The organism is Nonomuraea sp. NPDC051191 (assembly GCF_044455665.1).
In the GTDB taxonomy this organism is placed as follows: domain Bacteria; phylum Actinomycetota; class Actinomycetes; order Streptosporangiales; family Streptosporangiaceae; genus Nonomuraea.
Genome location: NZ_JBITEZ010000002.1, coordinates 537,541 through 556,135 on the forward strand (window position 1 = coordinate 537,541; position 18,595 = coordinate 556,135).

Annotated in this window: 11 protein-coding genes; 1 reads left to right on the forward strand and 10 read right to left on the reverse strand. The window is 72.9% G+C overall.

Features of this window, described 5'->3' with window-relative positions:
- Positions 1 to 6: 6 nt before the first annotated feature.
- The 7 genes from ACIA8R_RS07065 to ACIA8R_RS07095 all read right to left on the reverse strand — a co-directional run bounded on the left by ACIA8R_RS07065 (position 7) and on the right by ACIA8R_RS07095 (position 10,649).
- Entirely contained in the window at positions 7 to 351 is a 345-nt protein-coding gene (locus tag ACIA8R_RS07065; protein WP_357706729.1) for a YciI family protein, read from the reverse strand.
- A 69-nt stretch (positions 352 to 420) separates the two neighbouring features.
- Entirely contained in the window at positions 421 to 747 is a 327-nt protein-coding gene (locus ACIA8R_RS07070; RefSeq protein ID WP_357706727.1) for a YciI family protein, read from the reverse strand.
- Between the two features lie 19 nt (positions 748 to 766).
- Positions 767 to 3,694: an NHLP bacteriocin export ABC transporter permease/ATPase subunit gene (locus tag ACIA8R_RS07075; protein ID WP_397037053.1), complete on the reverse strand. Its 2,928-nt coding sequence runs from the start codon at positions 3,692 to 3,694 to the stop codon at positions 767 to 769.
- Between the two features lie 4 nt (positions 3,695 to 3,698).
- Complete coding sequence (locus ACIA8R_RS07080) at positions 3,699 to 6,059, reverse strand: NHLP family bacteriocin export ABC transporter peptidase/permease/ATPase subunit (RefSeq protein WP_397037055.1); 2,361 nt, start codon at positions 6,057 to 6,059, stop codon at positions 3,699 to 3,701.
- Between the two features lie 42 nt (positions 6,060 to 6,101).
- Positions 6,102 to 6,914 carry an HlyD family efflux transporter periplasmic adaptor subunit gene (locus tag ACIA8R_RS07085; RefSeq protein WP_357706722.1) on the reverse strand — a complete coding sequence of 271 codons (813 nt, stop codon included), beginning with the start codon at positions 6,912 to 6,914 and terminating at the stop codon, positions 6,102 to 6,104.
- 54 nt (positions 6,915 to 6,968) lie between these two features.
- A complete protein-coding gene (locus ACIA8R_RS07090) occupies positions 6,969 to 8,327 on the reverse strand; it encodes a SagB family peptide dehydrogenase (RefSeq protein ID WP_397037057.1) in 1,359 nt (452 codons plus the stop codon).
- Positions 8,328 to 8,366: 39 nt separating this feature from the next.
- Entirely contained in the window at positions 8,367 to 10,649 is a 2,283-nt protein-coding gene (locus ACIA8R_RS07095; RefSeq protein ID WP_397037059.1) for a TOMM precursor leader peptide-binding protein, read from the reverse strand.
- Positions 10,650 to 10,934: 285 nt separating this feature from the next.
- Between ACIA8R_RS07095 and ACIA8R_RS07100 the strand changes: the two genes are divergently transcribed.
- Positions 10,935 to 13,790, forward strand: a complete 2,856-nt coding sequence (locus ACIA8R_RS07100) for an ATP-binding protein (RefSeq protein WP_397037061.1) — start codon at positions 10,935 to 10,937, stop codon at positions 13,788 to 13,790.
- Positions 13,791 to 13,861: 71 nt separating this feature from the next.
- Here the strand turns inward: ACIA8R_RS07100 and ACIA8R_RS07105 are convergent, their stop codons facing one another.
- The 3 genes from ACIA8R_RS07105 to ACIA8R_RS07115 all read right to left on the reverse strand — a co-directional run bounded on the left by ACIA8R_RS07105 (position 13,862) and on the right by ACIA8R_RS07115 (position 18,486).
- Complete coding sequence (locus ACIA8R_RS07105; RefSeq protein WP_397037063.1) at positions 13,862 to 15,685, reverse strand: ArnT family glycosyltransferase; 1,824 nt, start codon at positions 15,683 to 15,685, stop codon at positions 13,862 to 13,864.
- Positions 15,686 to 15,843: 158 nt separating this feature from the next.
- Complete coding sequence (locus ACIA8R_RS07110) at positions 15,844 to 17,058, reverse strand: glycosyltransferase (RefSeq protein ID WP_397037065.1); 1,215 nt, start codon at positions 17,056 to 17,058, stop codon at positions 15,844 to 15,846.
- A 186-nt stretch (positions 17,059 to 17,244) separates the two neighbouring features.
- Positions 17,245 to 18,486: a serine hydrolase domain-containing protein gene (locus ACIA8R_RS07115; protein ID WP_364096282.1), complete on the reverse strand. Its 1,242-nt coding sequence runs from the start codon at positions 18,484 to 18,486 to the stop codon at positions 17,245 to 17,247.
- Positions 18,487 to 18,595: the final 109 nt, after the last annotated feature.

Consider the following 18,595-nt stretch of genomic DNA (forward strand, 5'->3'; position numbering starts at 1 on the left):
CGGCCGTCAGGAGGCCGGGTCGCAGGGGCGCACCTCGACGATGTCACCGGGCGCGTAGGGCATCTTGCGCGCCCACGACTCGGCCTCCTCGGCCGACTGGACCTCGATGACCCAGATGCCGCCGATCTGCTCCCGCCCGACCGCGTACGGGCCGTCGACGGCGGGCCCGTCGGGTCTGACCAGCTTGCCCTCCCCGGACCTGGTCAGCCCCGCGCCGTACTTGACCTTGACCCCCGCCATCGCCATCGCCCGGCCGAACTGGCGGTGGGCCTCGGCCATCCGCTCCCGCTCGCTCTCGCTGAAGGCGTCCCAGAGCATCTCGTCGCCGTGGATCAGCAGCACGAAGTCCATGAGTCGTCTACCTCCCTGTGGGTTCTGCCCCAAAGGCGTGGTGGGGCGCGGGCAGAGCCCCGGTTGGCACTATCGTGACATCCTTCCACGGTCGCAGCGCCGTAACTCGACCCGGTCGCCCGGCCCGGACGGCAGGCGCCCGGCCCACTCCAGGGCCGCCTCCTCCGACGGCAGGTCGAGGATCCACATGCCGCCCAGCTCCGGACGGCCGTCCTCGCGCGGCTCCCCCTCGGCCGCGTCCGGGCGGGCCAGCCGGGCGCCGAACACCACCGTGACGCCCGCCTCCCGCAGCTCCCGCCCGAAGGCGAGGTAGGCGGAGAACAGCGCGGAGCGGTCCTGCTCCGACAGCTCCGCCCAGGCCCGTTCCGGCCCGTGGATCAGCAGCGCGAACTCCATGACGGCTCCTTCCGTGCGCTCACATCTGCCGCCGCGCCAGCCGCGCGAACAGCCCCTGCTCCTCGGTGAGCAGCTCGTCGTAGGTGCCCTGCTGGACGATGCGGCCGCCGTCGAGCACCAGGATCTTGTCGGCGTCCCGGACGGTGGACAACCGGTGGGCGATGACCACACGGGTGGCGTTGAGCCGGCGGGTGCTCTCGGCGATGACGTTCTGGGCGGGGTTGTCCAGGGCGCTGGTCGCCTCGTCGAAGAAGACGATGCGGGGCCGCGAGACCAGCGCCCTGGCGATCATGATGCGCTGCCGCTGGCCGCCGGAGAGCGTGTTCGTGCCCTCCGACAGGACGGTGTTCATGCCCATCGGCATGGCCGTGATGTCGTCGGAGATGCCGGCCATCGCCGCCGCCTCCCAGGCGTCGTCGACGGTGTGGTTCGTGCTGCCGACGATGTTCTGCCGGATGTCGCCGGCCAGCAGGGCGCCGTTCTGCAGCACCACGCCGCACTGCCGGCGCACCGCGCCGAGGTCCAGCTCGCCCAGGTCCTGGCCGTCGTACAGGACCGAGCCGACGTCGGGCTGCTCGAAGCCGAGCAGCAGGCGCAGGATCGTGGACTTGCCGCTGCCGGTCGGGCCCACGATCGCGACGAACTCGCCGGGCTCGATCGACAGGTCGATGTCGGTGAGCACCGCGGGGCCGTCCCCGCCGTAGCGGAAGGAGACCCGGGACAGGCTGACGCGGCCCGACAGGTCGCCCGGGTCGGCCTTGCCCGCGTGGTCCTCCGGCTCGGCCCCCAGCACCGGGGCCAGCTTCTCCAGCATCGGCACCACGCCCATGGCGGTGATGGCCGCGCCGGTGAACTGCAGCACCGAGGCGATGAGCAGGTTGAACGCGGCGAAGAAGGCCAGGAACGCGCTGATCGGCAACTGCCCGCGCAGCGGCCCGGCCGCCACGGCGAAGATCACGACCGAGCAGACCAGCGGGAACCCGGCGTTGAAGGTGGTCACCACGTTCTGCAGCCGCCGGGCGGCGGCCGAGGTGGTCCTGGTCGCCATGAAGTCGCGCGTCCACACGCCGAACGCCTGGTCCTCCGCGGCCGCCACGCGCAGCTTGGGCACCGCCGACAGGAGCTGGAACACCCGCGACGACAGCCGCTGCTCCTGCTCGTACAGGCGGCGTTGCAGGCGTACCTCGAAGAAGCCGGCGACCGCGCACACCAGCACGCCGGCCAGGACCAGCAGGGTCGCCAGCAGCGCCAGGCCGACGTCGTAGACGTACACCAGCGCCAGGTTGGCCAGCCCGCCGAACAGCCCGAGCGTCGCGGTGGTCATCACGCCCGACAACGTCTCCTGCGCCGCGCTCACGCCCAGCACGGTCGTGCCCAGCTCGCCGGTGGAGTAACGGCCGAAGAACGTGACGGGCAGGGACAGCAGCCGCGTCCACGCGCCCGCCTGCACCCGGGCCGACGAGCGGCCCTCGATGCGCAGGGCCGCGACGTTCTGCACGATCGACAGCGCCCCCGCCACCAGCGCGCCGCCGATCACCAGCGCCGCGCCCTGCACGATGAGGTCGCGCTCGGCCCGCTGCACGAACGTCCCCAGCACCAGCCCGGTCATCGCGGGCACCAGCAGGCCGATGACCGCCACCAGCGTGCCCAGGGAGGCCAGCACCCAGAGGTCGCGGCCGTTGCGGGCCAGGCCGAAGCGCAGCAGCCCGGCCACGGTCCGCACCTCGCGCGGCAGCGGCTGGTACAGCACCTCGGCCTTGCCGGTCAGCGTGGCGGCCACCGCCTTGGTGACGGGCGTGACCCGGCTGTGGCCGGGCTGGGCGACCACGTACCGCGAGCCGATCGGCAGCAGGGCCACCGGCGTCCCGTCGTCGGCCCGGTAGCCCACCATGGGCCCGATGTCGTGTTTCCACCAGCCGTCGTCCAGCCGGACCGACCGGGTGCGCACCCCGGAGGCCAGCGCGACGGCCTGGAGCGGGTCGGCCCCCCGGGCCTGGCCCGGTGGCGGCGCGGTCACGATGAACCCGCCGTGCGAGGCCACCAGCCTGGCCGCGGCCAGCGCCGGCGGGTCGGCGGTGACGTCGGCCACGCGCACCTTGGCCTCGGTGTCGCTGACCAGCGTGTCGAAGCCGCGGCGGGCCGCCCGCGTCGTGCCGGCCTCGCGCTCCCTGCGCCGCCGCAGCGCCTCCAGCTCCTGCGCCCGCCGCCGCTCGACCCGGCGGTCCACCGTGTAGAGGAAGCGGATGGCGTGCTCGACCCAGCGGGCCCAGATCGTCTCGTCGGCCAGCAACTGCCAGGTCGACCGGGCGCGCAGCCGGGCGGGGGCGTCGGCGACCATCCAGTCCCGCTCGGTCACGGCCAGCTCGGCGCCCGCGGTCAGCACGCCGGCCACGCCGTCGGGCATCTCGACCGCGCCCTCCTCGACGGTCATCCACCGCACGCCGTCCACCGACCGGGCGGCGCGGCCGGCCGGCAGCTCGGTCACCGCGTCGGGCAGCAGCGGGACGAACTCGCGCGGCGGCAGCGCGTCGCGCAGCGCGGTGGCCAGCGCGATCATCCCGCCCTCCAGCCCGCGGACGAACTGCCGCACGGCCAGCCCGTACTCGGCGGTGGACATCGTGGCCGACCGGTTGGTGCCCGACAGCTCGCCCAGCCTGGCCAGCGGCAGGCGCGAGACCCGCGTGCCGAGCACCGGACGGCCCACGATGCCGTGCCTGGGCCCCTTGGGCGAGCCCGGCAGCAACGTGCCCTGCCGGACCCGGCACAGGTAGTGCCACCGGCCGACCGGACGGCCGCCCTCCAGGCGCACCGCGAACAGGTCGACCGCGCCCTCCTCCACCAGCAGCACCTCGCGCACGCCCGACAGCACGAACAGGTTCTCCGCCGAGTAGTCCACCGGCGTGGCGGCGTCGGTGAAGAACGGGGAGAAACCAGCCACTTTCAGCACTGCGTCATCCTCCGTCGCCGTTCTTGCGTGAGCTCCTGAGCAGCGCGGCGTAGTGACCGTCGAGCGCCAGCAGCTCGGCGTGCCTGCCGCGCTCGACCACCTCGCCGCGGTCGAGCACGATGATCTCGTCGGCGTCGCGCACCGTGGACAGCCGGTGCGCGATGATCAGGCAGCCGCAGCCGCGCCTGCGCAGGTTGTCGGCGATGATCCGTTCCGTCTCCGGGTCCAGGGCGCTGGTCGCCTCGTCCAGGATCAGCAGCGTCGGCTGGATCGACAGGGCCCGTGCCAGCTCCAGGCGCTGCCGCTGGCCGCCGCTGAGGTTCCTGCCGCCCTCCAGCACCCGGCTGTTGAGGCCGCCGGGCCGGGCCGCGATCAGGTCGAACAGCGCCGCGTCCCGCAGCGCCGAGACCGCCACCTCGTCGGGCACGTCGTCGCTCCACAACGTCAGGTTGTCGCGCACGGTGCCCTCGAACAGGGTGATGTCCTGGTCCACGTACGCGACCGAGGCGGCCACGACGGCCCGCGGCAGGTCGTCCCGCGGCCGGCCGTCCAGCAGCACCCGGCCGGAGGTCGGCGCGTACAGGCCGGCGGCCAGCTTGCCCGCGGTCGACTTGCCGCTGCCGGAGTTGCCGACGATCGCCACCCGGCGGCCCGGCACCACGGTGAACGACAGGTTCCTGACGACGGGCGTGGCGAGCGCGTTGTAGCCGAAGGTCACGTCGGCGAACTCCAGCCGCCCGTCCAGGCGCCCGCTCGGTCCGGCCTCCTCCTCGGCCCGCGCGGACCGCTCGAACGTCCGGGCCATCGGGTACTTCTCGACGTCGTACAGGCGGCAGATGTCGGCCGAGATGTCCTGCAACTGGCCGCCCAGGTTGGTGAGCTGGGTGACCGGCCTGGACAGCGCGTTCAGCAACGTCTGGAAGGCCACCAGCATGCCGACGCTGATCGCCCCGTCCACCACCCGCAGCCCACCGATCAGCAGGATCAGGCCGCTGTTGACCGCGGCCAGCAGCGGCGGCACGACGGTCAGCGTCGCCGTGGCCACGCCCAGCCGCTGCTTGGCGGTGACCGCCTTGGCCAGGAACCCGGCCCAGCGCTGGAACGCCGTCGGCTCGGCCCCCGTCGCCTTGACGGTCTCCACGAGTTGCAGCGTGTTGAACGTGGTGGAGGTCAGGTTGCCCAGGTCGGCCCGCAGCGCCGCCACCGCGTCCGTACGCGCCCGCGACACCTGGCGCAGCACCAGGATGTTCAGCAGCGCCATCGACACCCCGACGAGCCCGAGCAGCAGGTCGTAGCGGATGAGCACGGCCGCGTAGAACAGCACCAGGACCAGGTTCACCAGCGTGACGGCCAGGTCGCGGGACAGGATCTCGGCCACGCCGTCGTTGGCCTGCACCCGCTTGGCCACCTCGGCCGGACGCCGCTGGAGGAAGAACTCCACCGGCAGCCGCAGCAGATGGCGGAAGAAGCGGGCCGAGCTGACCAGGCTGAGCCGGATCTCCAGCCGCAGCAGGTAGTGCCGCTGCACCGAGGTCAGCACGAACACCACGACCGCGGTGACCCCCATCGCGAACAGCAGCGGCACCAGGTAGCCGGGGTCGCGCCCGGTCAGGATCCGGTCGATGAACACCCGGCTGAACGCGGGCCCGATGATGCCCGGCACCACCAGCAGCAGGCTGGCCAGCAGCACCAGCGGCAGGGCGCGGCCCGACGGCATCCGCCGCGCCAGCAGGGCCTGCCCGACGCGGGTGGGCCGCCCGCCGGGCCGGAAGTCCGGTCCCCGCTCGAACGTCAGCACCACGCCGGTGAAGCCGGAGTCGAAGTCGTCCCAGTCGATCATCCGGGGGCCGCCCGCCGGGTCGTTGACCGCGACGGCCTTCCTGCCGAACCGGCTGCGCACCCCCTCCAGGACCATGAAGTGCTGGAACGCCCAGAACACGATGGCCGGCTCGGTCAGCGAGCGCAGGTCGTCGGCCTCCATCTGGAAGCCCCTGGCGATCAGCCCGTAGCGGCGGGCCGCGGCCACCACGCTGGAGGCCTTCGCGCCGTCGCGGGAGACTCCGCAGGCCGAACGCAGCTCCTCCAGCGGCACGAACTTGCCGTGGTAGCCCAGGATCATCGCCAGCGAGGCCGCCCCGCACTCCACGGCCTCCATCTGGATCACCGTCGGCGTGCGCCGCCGCCATCTCCACCGCCGTCGCCGCGCCGGGGCCGCCGGGGCCGCCGGGGCCGCCGGGGCCGCCGGGGGAGCGGGCGCGGCGCCCTTCCCGGTGTCCTTCGCGGGTGCCTGGTCCACATGCCCCTGGTCGGGGACGCCGGTGGTGGTCACACGTCCCTCCCGGGGGCGCTGGTCGTGGTCACGCATCCCTCCTTCGGCGGGGGAGCGGGGGCGGTCACGCGGCTCACCTCAGCGCCCGAGCAGCAGGTCGAACAGCGTCTGGCTGCCCAGCCCGATCGCGCCGCTGACGGAGACCTGCGACTGCAGGCCCACCGGCGGCCCCTTCACGGTCGACCAGGCGTAGCCGGACGGCGTGGCGGGATCGCGCACCAGGTCCACGATCACCAGCCTGGACGGCGTGTTCCGCAGGTAGCCGCGCGCCGGGTCCTCGCCGCCCACCAGGTCGGCGGCCTGCTCGGTCATCACGGGGTAGTCGCTGACCGACTCGACCCGGCCGCGCAGCAGCCCGTACGCGCCGGGCGGCGCCGAGGAGACCGACAGATCGACCGGCTTGCCCGGCACCACGCCCATCGCCCGGTCGACCGGCACGAACAACATCGCCACCAGCCGGTCGCGCGGCGCGTCCGTACGCTCGATGAGCAGCAGCTCCTCGCCCTCCCTGACCACGTGGCCGGGCACGGCGGAACCGGCGACCACCCGCCCGCTGAACGGGCTGCGCACCACCTGCTCCGCCCCGCCGTCGGCGGCGATGACGGCCACCGCCTGGCCCTCGCGCACCGCCTCGGCCGGCTGGACGAGCATCGAGCGCACCGTCCCCCCGTACGGGCTCTGCAGCCGAGCCGTGCCGCCGGGATGGGTCAGCAGCCCCACGGCGGGCACCGTGACCGGCAGCCGCCCGGCGAAGAACCACACCCCCGCGGCCACCACGATGATCAGCACCACGAACGTGGCGATCCACCCGCGCGGCGAGGCCAGCAGCGTCGGCGAGTCGAGCTCGTCGGGCTCCCGCATCCGCTGCAACGCCTTGAACCGGAACTTCATCGCGCCGTCCCCCGAACGCGGCCCTCGGCCCGCCGTCGTGCCGTCATGTGCCCATCACCGCCGGCTGCCGACGATCAGCTCGCCGACGCTGCCCTCGGTCAGGTAGTCGAGGCCGCTGGCGAGCGCGAAGTCGGCGGCGTCCCCGCCGCCCAGCGCGCACACGGCCAGGTCCATGGCCGTGCCGGCCAGGTAGAGCGTCTGGTACAGCACGCCCACGTGCTTGAGGACCAGCGAGTAGCCGATCGTCTCGTACTTCCACATCACCCGGCCGAAGCGCGCGGTGACGGTCAGCACCACCTGGGGGTCGGCGGTGAGCTGGGCCGCCGACTTGGCCCGCTCGACCAGCGCCCGCACGGCGGGCGTGGGCGGCGAGACCAGCTCCAGGGCGTGGCCGGCGGTGTCGTAGTGCCACAGTCCCGGTTCGGCCCCCTGGCAGGACACGATCAGCGGATAGATCTCCAGCTCGTGGACCGAGCCGCCGGAGGGGTAGGGCCGGTCGGTCAGCTCCTGCCCGTCGGGCGAGGTGAACGCGGCCCGCCGCCGCATCGACCGGTAGAGCAGCTCGCCGAGCTGGGCCAGCGTGATGGGCGCGTCCGGGTCGTGCTCGCGCAGGGAGCGGCGGCGTTCCAGCGTGTCGGTCAGGCTGGGGTCGGTCTTGGCCAGCAGCTCCAGGTCGGGCCGGGGCAGCTCGATCCGCTCGCCGGTGAACGGCGGCGGATCGGCGGGCACCGGGTCGAAGCGGGAGGTGAAGGCGTACGTGCCGCCGTAGCGGCCGGTGTAGCGGGGGCCGCGGCTGTGGGCGTGCAGCCACAGGTCGCGCGGGTGCCACTGGGCCGTCGCCAGGTCGTCGTCCTCGGGGCCGGTGGCGAGCACGCCCGCCGCCGCGAGGAACCGCAGCGCCGGCCCCCACTCCTGGTCCTGCGCCCGGCCGCCGTCCGCCAGGCCCGCCGGGGTGGTCCAGGACGCCAGCGCGCCGAGCAGCCCGCAGGCGGCCGGCGACAGCTCCACCACCGCCGGGCTGCGCGGCGAGCGCACGGTCAGCACGCCGTCCCCGGCGGTCACGACGGCGAAGCGCGACAGCCTGATCGGCGTGTCCGCCGGCGGCGTGGGGGCGGGCTCCACGCCGCCGGCGCCGACCGGCCGCAGCCGGGCCCCGGCCGCGGCGAACTCCAGCAGGCCGGCCCTGGCCAGGCGGCGGACCAGCAGGTTCCAGCGCAGCAGTCCGGTCTCGCCCACGGTCGCCGCCAGGGCGGTCTCGCCCGCGTCGCCGCCGGCCAGGATCCGCAGGGCGGCCGCGGTCCCGGCGTCGAGCCCGCGCAGGCCGAGCGAGCCGGCGGGCGTGGAGATGCGCGCCTCGCCGTCCGCCTCGGTCAGCTCCGCGTCCCGCCGCAGCCGCAGCTTGGTCTCGTCCATGGCCCGCTCCTCTCCCTCACCCAGGGGCCCGCGAACCGGTCAGAAGAAGACGCTGGTCGGGTTGAGCTCGTCCTCGGCCACGGGCTCGGTGACCCAGCCGAGCGAGACCGGCACGTCGTACAGCCGGCCGGGGCCGAGCCGCCGCCAGAAGTGCCGCATGCCGGGCGCGATCACCCGGACCACGCTGAGCTCCAGGTCGGGACGGCTCTGGTCGAGCGCGATGACCTCGATCCCGGCCGCGGCGGCCCTGGCCACGCACGTCTGCACGTCACCGGCCAGGTCGCCGCCGTCCGAGCGGGCGTAGTCGGACAAGGTGCGGGCGCGTACGGCGGGGTCGGGCACCAGCCACGGCTGCTCGGCCAGCCTGGTCTCCTTCCACCAGGCCAGCGTGGCGACGTCGTCGTCCAGGTAGAGCGTCTCGCCGTGCTCGTCGCGCCGCTCCACCGAGGGCAGGAACTGGTTGACCTCGGTGAGCGTCCTGATGGCGGCGATCCGCGGGTCGAGGTGCGCGCCGAACCCGACGATGACGTCCTCCACCGGGTGCCCGGTGCGGTGCGAGACCCCCACGAACGCCGGGATGCCGAGGTCGGTCGTGAGGTCGAGCAGCCACAGGTCGCGGTCCATGCCGCGGTAGAACTCGCGCACGGTGTCGACGTACGGGTCGCGCAGCGAGTCCAGGTCGAAGGCCGGCCGCCGGGCCCGGTTGTACCACCACAGGGCCACCGCGTCCCGTTCGACCAGCTCGCAGAAGCCCTGCAGGACGGCCTCCTCGATCGAGTTGCCCGAGGCGTTGCCGTTGGAGTCGCCCACGCAGTAGAAGTGGCGTTCCAGGTCGGGATGGCCGTACCAGGCGTAACCCGAGGGCACCAGCCGTTCCCGCTCCTCGGTCAGCGACCAGGCGGGCGACCAGTCGACCGGCAGGTCCGTACGGAACCGCTCGGGCACCAGGTGCAGCCGGTGCGCGGGGTCCTTGTTCCACTCCTCGCGGCCGGCGTACTGGGCGTCGGAGAAGTGCAGCAGCGACTCAGGATGGACGGCCACCGCCGGGTCGAGGTCGGCGTAGGCGGCCTCGGTGACCGGCTCGTCGCCGCGCCACACGCCCGAGTAGCGTTCGATGGCCTCGCACAGCGCGCTCACCCTGGCCTGCACCTCGGTGCGGCCCTTGCCGCCGCTCTGCCCGCGCAGGTTGCGCCGCAGCAGGTCCATGTTGTCGCCGATCATGGCGAAGTTGTGGCCCGCGGTGAAGCTGTAGGTGACGCCGTTGTCCTCGTCGGCGAAGGTGTGCAGCCGGGTGACCGCCCCGATCAGCGGGCTGATGTGCTTCTCCAGCCTGGCATACGTACGCGCGGGCGGCTCGATGCGGTATCCGCCGTCGGTGACGTGCCGGGCGCTGCGCGCCGACAGCGCGACCTTGGGGCTGCGTTCGCTGATCAGCGTGGGATCGCCGCAGGCCGGGCACTGCGGCAGCCGGACCAGGGTGTGCTCCATGACGCCGAGGGTGCGCAGGTCGACGGTGGTCATCCGGCCCTCCAGCCGCGAGGAGGCCGCCCCCGCGGCGATCCGCGCCAGCTCCACGGCCAGCAACCCGCCCGCCACGGCCGGACCGGCGGGCGCCGACTCCCGCGCCGGGTGGTACGGCACGCCGCCGCCGCGCTTGCCCGCCAGGTACCGCTCGACCTGCCGGTTCCCGGCCAGCCGCTGTGCCAGGCAGGCCCAGCAGCCGGTGCGTCCAGGCTGGAGCACCGGGCCGACCCAGAGCGTGATCCCGCCCGGTTTCACCAGCGCCCACGGGTGCCCGGCGGCCAGATAGGCGGCGTTGAGCCGGTCGAGCGCCGGATCGAGGTAGTCGCCGGCCACCACGACCGCCATCGTCCCCTCGGGCCCGGCGGCCTCCTCCGCCACGCTCCTCGTACGTATACGCAACCCGTGCTCGGCCAGCACCGGGACCACCGCGGCGGCGTCGGCCCCCTCGCAGGCCACGACGGTGAATTCGGCGCGGGAGAGCGCGTCGTGCGCGTGCACCGGGTCAATTCCCTGCGCGTCCCAGAATGCCAGCGTGCTGTCCGGCCAATCGGGGCGGCCATTGGCGAGATGGCCGAATGCGGCGAATTTACGAATGGCGATGAGCATCTGCGGGAGCGGCAGTTCGTCGATCAGCGCGCTCGCGATCTCGGCTACGGTACGCCGTCCGTCCAGGTAGGGAAGGAGTTTCCCGGCCCCCGCCGACTGGACGAGGTAGTGCTGACCCTCGGCCAGGAGAAACACCTTCGACCCGTCGATCACCTGCGGTGTGAAGTGCGCCTTGAGACGTGGGCGGTCCATGACCCTCCCCGTATCGGGTCCATATTGGTTGATCGCAGAGTCGCACCGGGCCGGATCCGGTGTAAAGACGTAATTCCGGCGTACGCATTTCACCGGTACGGTGGGCGAAAATACGTATTGGTCCGGCGGGAATGCGCATGCGCCCCGGTGTGGGCGCGCTGTTGAACCAGGTGCCAATAGTCCGGATTAGTCGGATTTGCGTGCCTAGGTATTGACAGCCCGCCCGCCCGAGGCGGCATGATCCTGGTGGACAGTTTCAGGGGGGCCGAACTGTGGGGAGTGGCGATGTCTTCGGGACAGCCGCTGCTACACCGTGACATCGAGACCGCGGCGATGCGGGAGGCGCTGTCGAGGGTCCGTGCCGGCGGGCCCTCCGTCCTCCTGATCCAGGGGTCCCGGGGCATGGGCAAGACCACCTTGCTGAACGCCGCGCTGGCGGCCAGGGGCGAGGCGGGGGCGCTGCTGCTGATGGCGCGGGGGCACCCCACCGAGCGCGACCACCCGTTCGGCGTGGTCCGCCAGCTCTTCGAACCGGTCATGACCGCCGGCCGCGCGCCGCCACCCGGCGAGGGCGCCGTCGTCGGTCCCGACCTGGGCGGCGGGCTCGACCGGAGCCATCCCGTCACGCCCGACCTGCTGCACGGCCTCTACCGGGCCACCCGCTCCTTCACCGGCGACCGGCCGCTGATCATCGCCGTCGACGACGTGCACCACACCGATCCGCAGTCCTCCCAGTGGTGCTCCTACATCGCCCGGCGGCTCGACGGCCTGCCCATCGCGATGATCCTCACCACCGCCGACACCGGCGGCCCCGACGACCTGGCCAGAGACCTGGCCACGCTGCCGTACACGCGGCTGCTGCGGCCCGCCCCCCTGTGCGCCCAATGCGCGGGACGGCTCATGGAGTCCGTGCTCGGCGTGGAGGAGGAGATCGGCGAGGAGGTCGCCGCCGCCTGCCACCGGCTCACCCAGGGCAACCCGCTGCTGCTGCGGGAGCTGGCCGGGCGGCTGGCCAGGTCCGGCGTGCGCCCGGTGGGCGCCGAGCTGTCCCGGGTGCTGGAGATCGGCGCGCTGGCGCTGACCGAGACCGCGCTCGGCTGGCTGTCCGGCAGCGGGTCGGGCGTGGACGCCGCGGGCGTCGACCTGCTGCGCAGCCTGGCCATCGTCGCACCCGAGGACGGCATGGAGGTCGCCTCCATGATCGCCGGGCACGGCCAGGACACCGCCAGGGCGGCGGGGGAGACGCTGCGCCGCGCCGGGCTGGTCACCGGCACGCCGCCCGACCGCTTCGCCCATCCGCGCATCCAGCAGGCCGTGCTGGCCGGCATGGACCCGGGCGAGCGCGACCGGCTGCACCGCCGTACCGCGTCGCTGCTGTACCGGCTCGGCGCGCCGCTGAGACGCTCGGCCCGCCACCTGATGTCGGCCGGCCCGACCGGCGACCCGCTCACGGTCACCGTGCTGCGCGAGGCCGCGGGCGAGGCCGCCGCCAAGCACTCGTGGGCGGACGCGACCGGCTACCTGCACCGCGCGCTGGCCGAGACCGACGACCGGGACACCGTCCTGGAGGTCACCGCCGAGCTGGGCGCCGTGGAGAAGCACCGCGACCTGCCCGCCTGCCTGCGCCACCTGCGCACCGTCTACGGCCGGGTCAGGACGGCCCCGCACGCCCTGATGTCGCTGGCGCCGTTCGCCGACATCCTGGTCACCGCGAACTCCGCCGAGGCCCCCGAGGTCTTCGCCGGCGCGGCCGAGGCCGCCGCCGCCACGCCGCAGTTCGGCGGAACGGACCTGCTGCTGGTGTTCGCCGCCCAGGCGCTGCTGTGGGGCCGCTCGGCCGGCCGGCTCGGCCTGCGCCGCCTGGGACGCTCCCTCGGCACACTGGTCAGCCCGGCGGCCAGGGAGTTCGTCAGCGTGCTCGCCCTGGCCACCGGCGCGCGCGGCCGCAGCCTGCCGCGCATGCTCGCCCAGACCCGGCGCTGCCTCGACGGCCAGGGCCCGGTGCCGGTGGCCGCCGTCCTGCCGCTGGTGTGGGGCGACCGCCTCGACGAAGCCTCCTACTGGGCCGAGCGGCTGGTCACCGAGACCCAGGACGCCGGCTCCGGCACCGGCCTGGCACTGGCGCTGCTGACCAGGGCCGAGGTGCGCTACCAGCTCGGCAGCCTGGAGGCGGGGCTGGCCGACGCCGAGGCCGCCGTCGTCAGCTCGCGCGAGTGCCAGGCCGAGGGCTTCCACGTGGCCGCCGCCGCCTGCGCCGCCCGGGTGCTGGTGGAGTACGGCGACCTGGAGGCCGCGGAGGCGGCGCTGAAGTCCGTGGCCCCGTACGGCGACTGGCACCCGATGATCTCCGGGCAGGCCCTCGACGCGCTGGGCCGCCTCCGGCTCGCGCAGGGCCGTCCGCGCGACGGCCTGCTCACCCTGCTGGAATGCGGCCGCCGCCTGACCGCCGCCGGCATCACGAACCCGGCCTGCGTGCCCTGGGGGACGAACTCGATCCTGGCGTACGTCCTGTCCGGTGAGCGTTCGGCGGCCCGCATCGTGGCCGAACGGGAGCTGGAGCTGGCCCGCGCGTGGGGCGCGCCCACCGTCGTCGCCCGCGCGCTGAGCGCGGCCAGCATCGCCCACGAGGGTCAGGTCCGGCTCGACATGCTGCACGAGGCCGTCGCCCTGCTGGGCAACCGGGGTGCCCGGCTCGAACACGCCAGGGCCCTGCTGCGCCTGGGCATCGCCCAGCGGCAGGCGGGCGACGACGGCAAGGCCCACGAGACGCTGGCCCTGGCGCTGCGGCTGGCCGCCGACTGCGGCGCGGCCCGCCTGGCCGCCCTGGCCGACAAGCACCGCGCCGCCACCGCCCCGGCGCGCGCCGCCACGCTCGTTCCCGGCCAGGACGACCATGTGCTGACCGTCGGCGAACGCCGGGTCACCGACCTGGTGCTGCGCGGGATGAGCAACCTGGAGGTGGCCACGACGCTGTCCATCAGCAAGCGCACCGTGGACACCCATCTGGCCCGCATCTACCGCAAACTCGGCATCCACACCCGCGCCGAACTCGCCGTCATCCTCACCGGCCTGTCCGACGACGACCACCCCACCCCACCCCGGACCGAGCCCGTCCCCACAGGCCCCCACGAATACCTGTAACGGCGGGGGCGTGCAGCTCAGGACCCCACTGCTTCCAACATCGCCTCGTCGGGCGCCGTCATCGTGCTCCCTCAGCCGAGCCGGTACAGTTCACCGCCGCCCGTGTCGGACGTGCCGCCGTACGTGCTCGCGGGAACCCTCGTACCGTTCTTCCGCACCCATTGGGCGACGGCGGGGTCGCCGCTCATCGGGCCGCTCTCACCCGACCCGTCGATCACGATGTGACGCAGCTCGCCCCTGCGGACGTACTCCTGCAGCCCGGCCACCGTCATCGCCGGGTCCTGCCCGGTGAAGCCGCCCATCGCGATCACCGGCTCGCCGGTCGACAGGATGATCGACGACGCCTGCTGGGCACTGACCACGGCGACCAGCCAGCGCGCACCGCCCCGGTTCCTGAGCAGGTAGTCGACCATGTCGTCGCTCAACTCACCGGCCGGTCCGCCGACTACCAGCATGCCGCCCCGCCCCTGGGGCGGCGCCTGACCGTTCTGGGCCTGACCGTTCTGGGCCTGCGCCGCGTACGGCCCCGCCAGCGCGTTGCCGCTGGTGTCGCCGCCGCCGAACGCGGTCACCGCCGCGTACGCGCCCGGCCCTGCCAGGGCTGCGACCAGCGTGAACGTCATCGACGCGACGTCGATGCCGGGGCCCGGCGCCCACCGCAGCCGCGCGGCCACCAGCGCGAGCACCGCCAGCACGGTCGCCGCCACGATCACCCAGCGCAGCCATGGATTCCAGTCGGGCGTCCGGTTCAGCAGCGCGAACGACCACGCACCTGTGACCGCGACGCCCACGGGCAGCACCCACGACCACCGGACCGACTCCTGGTGAGCGCCGTACAGCAGTACCCCGCCCACTCCGACCAGTACGGCGATCGCGGGGGCCAGTGATGTGGTGTAGTACGGGTGGAACACGCCCTTGGCGAAGCTGAACGCCACGTAGTACGTCGCCAGCCAGCCGCCCCACAGCACCAGCCCAGCCCGTGCCAGGTCGGTGCGCGGCCGCTTCCACAGCAGCACCATCCCCGCAATCAGCGCGAGCACCGCGAACGGCAGCAGCCAGGAGATCTGACCGCCGACCATGTCGTTGAACATCCGTCCCACGCCCGCGGCGCCACCGAACCCCCCGCCGCCACGGCCGCCGCCGTGCGTCTCCAGGCCGAAGATCCGGCCCAGGCCGTTGAAGCCGATGACGAGGTCACGCACGGTGCCGTCGGTGCTGCCTCCGATGAACGGGCGATTCCCGGATGGGGTCAGGTCGACCACCACCATCCACCAGAAACTCGACACCACCAGCGCCGCACCCGCCGCCAGCAGATGCCACACCCGGCGCAGCGTGCCCGGCCTGGCCGCCACCAGGTAGGCCAGCGCCAGCGCCGGGACGACCACGAACGCCTGCAGCATCTTGGTGTCGAACCCGCACCCCACGAACGCGGCCGAGGCCAGCAGCCAGCGCAGGCGTCCCGACTCGATCGCGCGCTGACACGACCACGCAGCCAGCACCAGCCACAGCACCAGCAGCGTGTCAGGATTGTTGTCGCGGTTGATGGCCACCGTGATCGGGGTCAGCGTCAGCACCCCGGCAGCGATCAGCGCCGCCGGAAACCCGGCCGCGCGCCGTACCGTGGCGTGCAGCACCGCGACGGCGGCCACCCCGGCCAGCACCTGCGGCAACATCAGGCTCCACGTCCCGAACCCCAGGACGCGGGCGAGCAGCCCCATCGCCCACAGTGCCATCGGAGGCTTGTCCACGGTGATGAACGACTCGGAGTCCAGGGCCCCGAAGAAGAACGCCTTCCAGCTCTCGGTGCCGCTCTTGACCGCCGCCGAGTAGTAGGAGTTGGCGTAGCCGGCCGACCACAGGTTCCACGCGTACAGCACGAGAGCCGCCGACAGCACGCCCCAGAGCCCGGGACGCGACCAGCGCGGATCTTCAGGGCCGCCCAAGGCCAGTCGGCGCAGCCACCCCGATCCGGCATCCGAGCGGCGACTCCCGCCGGGCCTGTCAGGCAGGCCCGGCGGATCGGAGGGCGTCTGTGAACGACGTACGCGGATGGTCATGCGACCTCGTCCTTCCGGGCCGTGTCGATGGTCGGATCGGCCGGGGTCGACCGGTGCCCAAGGCGCCGTGGATGGAAGATCCAGGTGCGCATCAGAAGGAACCGCACCAGCGTCGCGACCCCGTTGGCGGTCACCAACGCGGCGACCTCGACGGCCCGTGGCGGCTCGGGCGCCAGTGTGTGGAGCAGGGCCAAGCAGCCGGTGCTCAGGACCAGTCCGAGCAGGAACGCCAGACCGCCTTCCAACTGCTGCCTGAACGCCCGTTCACGGCCCGTCACCCCAAAGGTGAAACGGCGGTTGGCGGCGGTGTTGCCGACAGTGGTGATCAACAGCGAGACCGCGTTCGCCCACAGTGGCCCCATCACCATGCGCAGCAGCACGAACAGCAGCAGCTGAGCGATCGTGCTGAACACCCCGATGATCGCGAAAGTCGGCAGTTGCCGGGCCATCCCCGCCGGCAGCCGCGGCCTCGGCCGGCTCTCCACCGGGGCGTCGAACGCGCCCGTCAGCATGCGCCGCGCCACCCGGGCCATGCCCTTCACATCGTCCAGCGCGGTTCGCAGCACGTCCACGCGGCTGTCGGGGTCGTCGACCCAGTCCACCGGCACCTCGTGGATGCGCAGCCCGTTGCACTCGGCCAGCAGCAACAACTCGGTGTCGAAGAACCACTTGTCGTCCTGCACCGACGGCAGCAACGCCCTCGCGATCACGGTCCGCGCGGCCTTGAAACCACACTGGGCGTCGGTGAAACGGGCCGACAGCGTCGTGCGCAACAACACGTTGTAACCCCGGGAGATCAGCTCCCTTTTCGGGCCGCGCACCACCGCCGACCCGCGAGTCAGCCGAGTCCCGATGGCCAGATCGCTGTGCCCGGAGATCAGCGGCGCCACCAGCGGAAAGAACGCGTCCAGGTCGGTGGACAGATCCACGTCCATGTAGGCGACCACGTCGGCGTCGCTGTGGCTCCACACATGCCGCAGCGCCCGTCCCCGGCCCTTCTGCTCCAGCCGCACTGCCCGGACCCCTTGCAGTTCGGTCTCCAACTCCCGCGCAATCTGCCACGTTCCGTCGACGCTGGCGTTGTCGGCGATCGTGATCCGAAACCGGTAGGGGAACGTCTCTTCCAGATAGGCGTGCAGTCTGCGCACGCTGCACGCCAGCACATGCTGCTCGTTGTAGACCGGAATGGCGATCTCCACCATGCGATCCATGACCAACTCCTCGCTCGCTCGAAGGGCCTCTCAAAGGTGTGGCCGCGGAGCCGATGACCCGGCGGCGACGTCCGCTGCGCCAAGCCGGGACGCACGCGGAAGGACTGCGACCGGCTGACATCGGGCTGCGGTGGCCACGGGAGACGTCAGGAGATCCGTTCTCTTCGTGTCGACCGCCGGACCACCTCAGCCACCCCCGCCGCCGCCCGGCGTGCCTCCGGTGACAGCCTGTACCTCCCGCTCGTTCAGCTCCTGCAGCGTCCCGCCGTCGGTGTTGCTGAGGATGACACCGACCCAGCCGGTGTACGGGTAGATGTTCCAGCTGGCGCCGACACCAGGGTTGGCACCGGCGCGCCCGTGCACCCACTGACCGCTGACGATGCGGACCGGCATCTGGTAAGCCCCGAACGACTGCGGCCCGTGGGGGGACCTGGGCGCGGTGAGCACCTCGGCGTAGGGCCGTTCCAGCACCGTGCCTTCGCTCAGGGCGTGCGCGAACCGGACCAGGTCCGGTGCGGTGGCGAAGCCACCGTCCCCTGGGACGTCGATGAAGCCGCGGCCCGGGTTCTTGCCCGGCGTGGACTGGTTGGAGCTGCTCTTGTCCAGGTGGCGGACGGCGTCCACCACGCTGCCGTCAGCCAACCTCATGTAAGGGTGCGCGATATGCGCATCGGTGAGCCACTGCGGCCTCGTGCGGAACGCCGAGCCGGTCATGCCGCAGCGCTTGAAGATGTTCTCCTCGACGTAGTCCCAGTACGTCCTGCCGGTCACCGCCTCCACGATCAGCGCCGGGATGACGACCTCGGCACCGGCGTGTTCGGTGGGAGTGCCGGGGGCGGCCACCAGCTTCGCCTTCCGGGCCCACTGCTCGTAGAACTCGTGCACCTCCTCCCGGCTCCGGAAGATGCGCCGCAGATCCTCCTCCGGGGTGTTCAGCCCGGAGGTGCCGGAGAGCAGGTGGTGGACGGTCACCCGTTCGGCGATGTCCCTGGCATAGCCCTTGAGGTGGGTGCCCACCGTGTCCGACAGCTTCACCTTGCCCTGCTGCACCAGCTGCAAGATGGCCACCGCGCCGAACGGCTTGCCCGCCGAACTGAGGCTGAACGCGATGCCTTCGTGATTGCGGATCCCCTTCTCCTTGTCCGCCATGCCGTAGCTGCGGGACAGCACCGTCCTGCCCCGGTGCGACAACAGCACCACGCCGGAGAACCTGCCCTCTGCGGCCAGCTTCGCCACGTACCGGTCGTAGGCTCCGCCGGGACGGGTGGCCGGCGGGATGCCGGGGCCGGTCGTGGCCGGAGGGTGCCGTCGCGGGCCGGGCCGCCCGCCCACCAGCGGCGCACCGGCCGCCACCACGCCGGCAGCCGCCACCCCGCTCCACCCGAGCAGCCGCCGACGGCCGATGCCACCTGCAGAATCCGAGTCCATGATCACGGTCCTTTCCTGACGACGAACCGGCCGTTGCAGGTCTGACGGCGACCGCCGTCGGCAACCGATCACCCGCCACGTGGCCGGTGCCTCAACTGAAGACGGAGGA

What these genes read in the sequence shown, in the direction of transcription:
- ACIA8R_RS07070 (WP_357706727.1), bottom strand. Translation starts at nt 747, where the DNA reads ATGGAGTTCGCGCTGCTGATCCACGGGCCGGAACGGGCCTGGGCGGAG.
- ACIA8R_RS07100 (WP_397037061.1), top strand. Translation starts at nt 10,935, where the DNA reads ATGTCTTCGGGACAGCCGCTGCTACACCGTGACATCGAGACCGCGGCG.
- ACIA8R_RS07095 (WP_397037059.1), bottom strand. Translation starts at nt 10,649, where the DNA reads ATGGACCGCCCACGTCTCAAGGCGCACTTCACACCGCAGGTGATCGAC.
- ACIA8R_RS07080 (WP_397037055.1), bottom strand. Translation starts at nt 6,059, where the DNA reads ATGCGTGACCACGACCAGCGCCCCCGGGAGGGACGTGTGACCACCACC.
- ACIA8R_RS07110 (WP_397037065.1), bottom strand. Translation starts at nt 17,058, where the DNA reads ATGGATCGCATGGTGGAGATCGCCATTCCGGTCTACAACGAGCAGCAT.
- ACIA8R_RS07090 (WP_397037057.1), bottom strand. Translation starts at nt 8,327, where the DNA reads ATGGACGAGACCAAGCTGCGGCTGCGGCGGGACGCGGAGCTGACCGAG.
- ACIA8R_RS07065 (WP_357706729.1), bottom strand. Translation starts at nt 351, where the DNA reads ATGGACTTCGTGCTGCTGATCCACGGCGACGAGATGCTCTGGGACGCC.
- ACIA8R_RS07115 (WP_364096282.1), bottom strand. Translation starts at nt 18,486, where the DNA reads ATGGACTCGGATTCTGCAGGTGGCATCGGCCGTCGGCGGCTGCTCGGG.
- ACIA8R_RS07085 (WP_357706722.1), bottom strand. Translation starts at nt 6,914, where the DNA reads ATGAAGTTCCGGTTCAAGGCGTTGCAGCGGATGCGGGAGCCCGACGAG.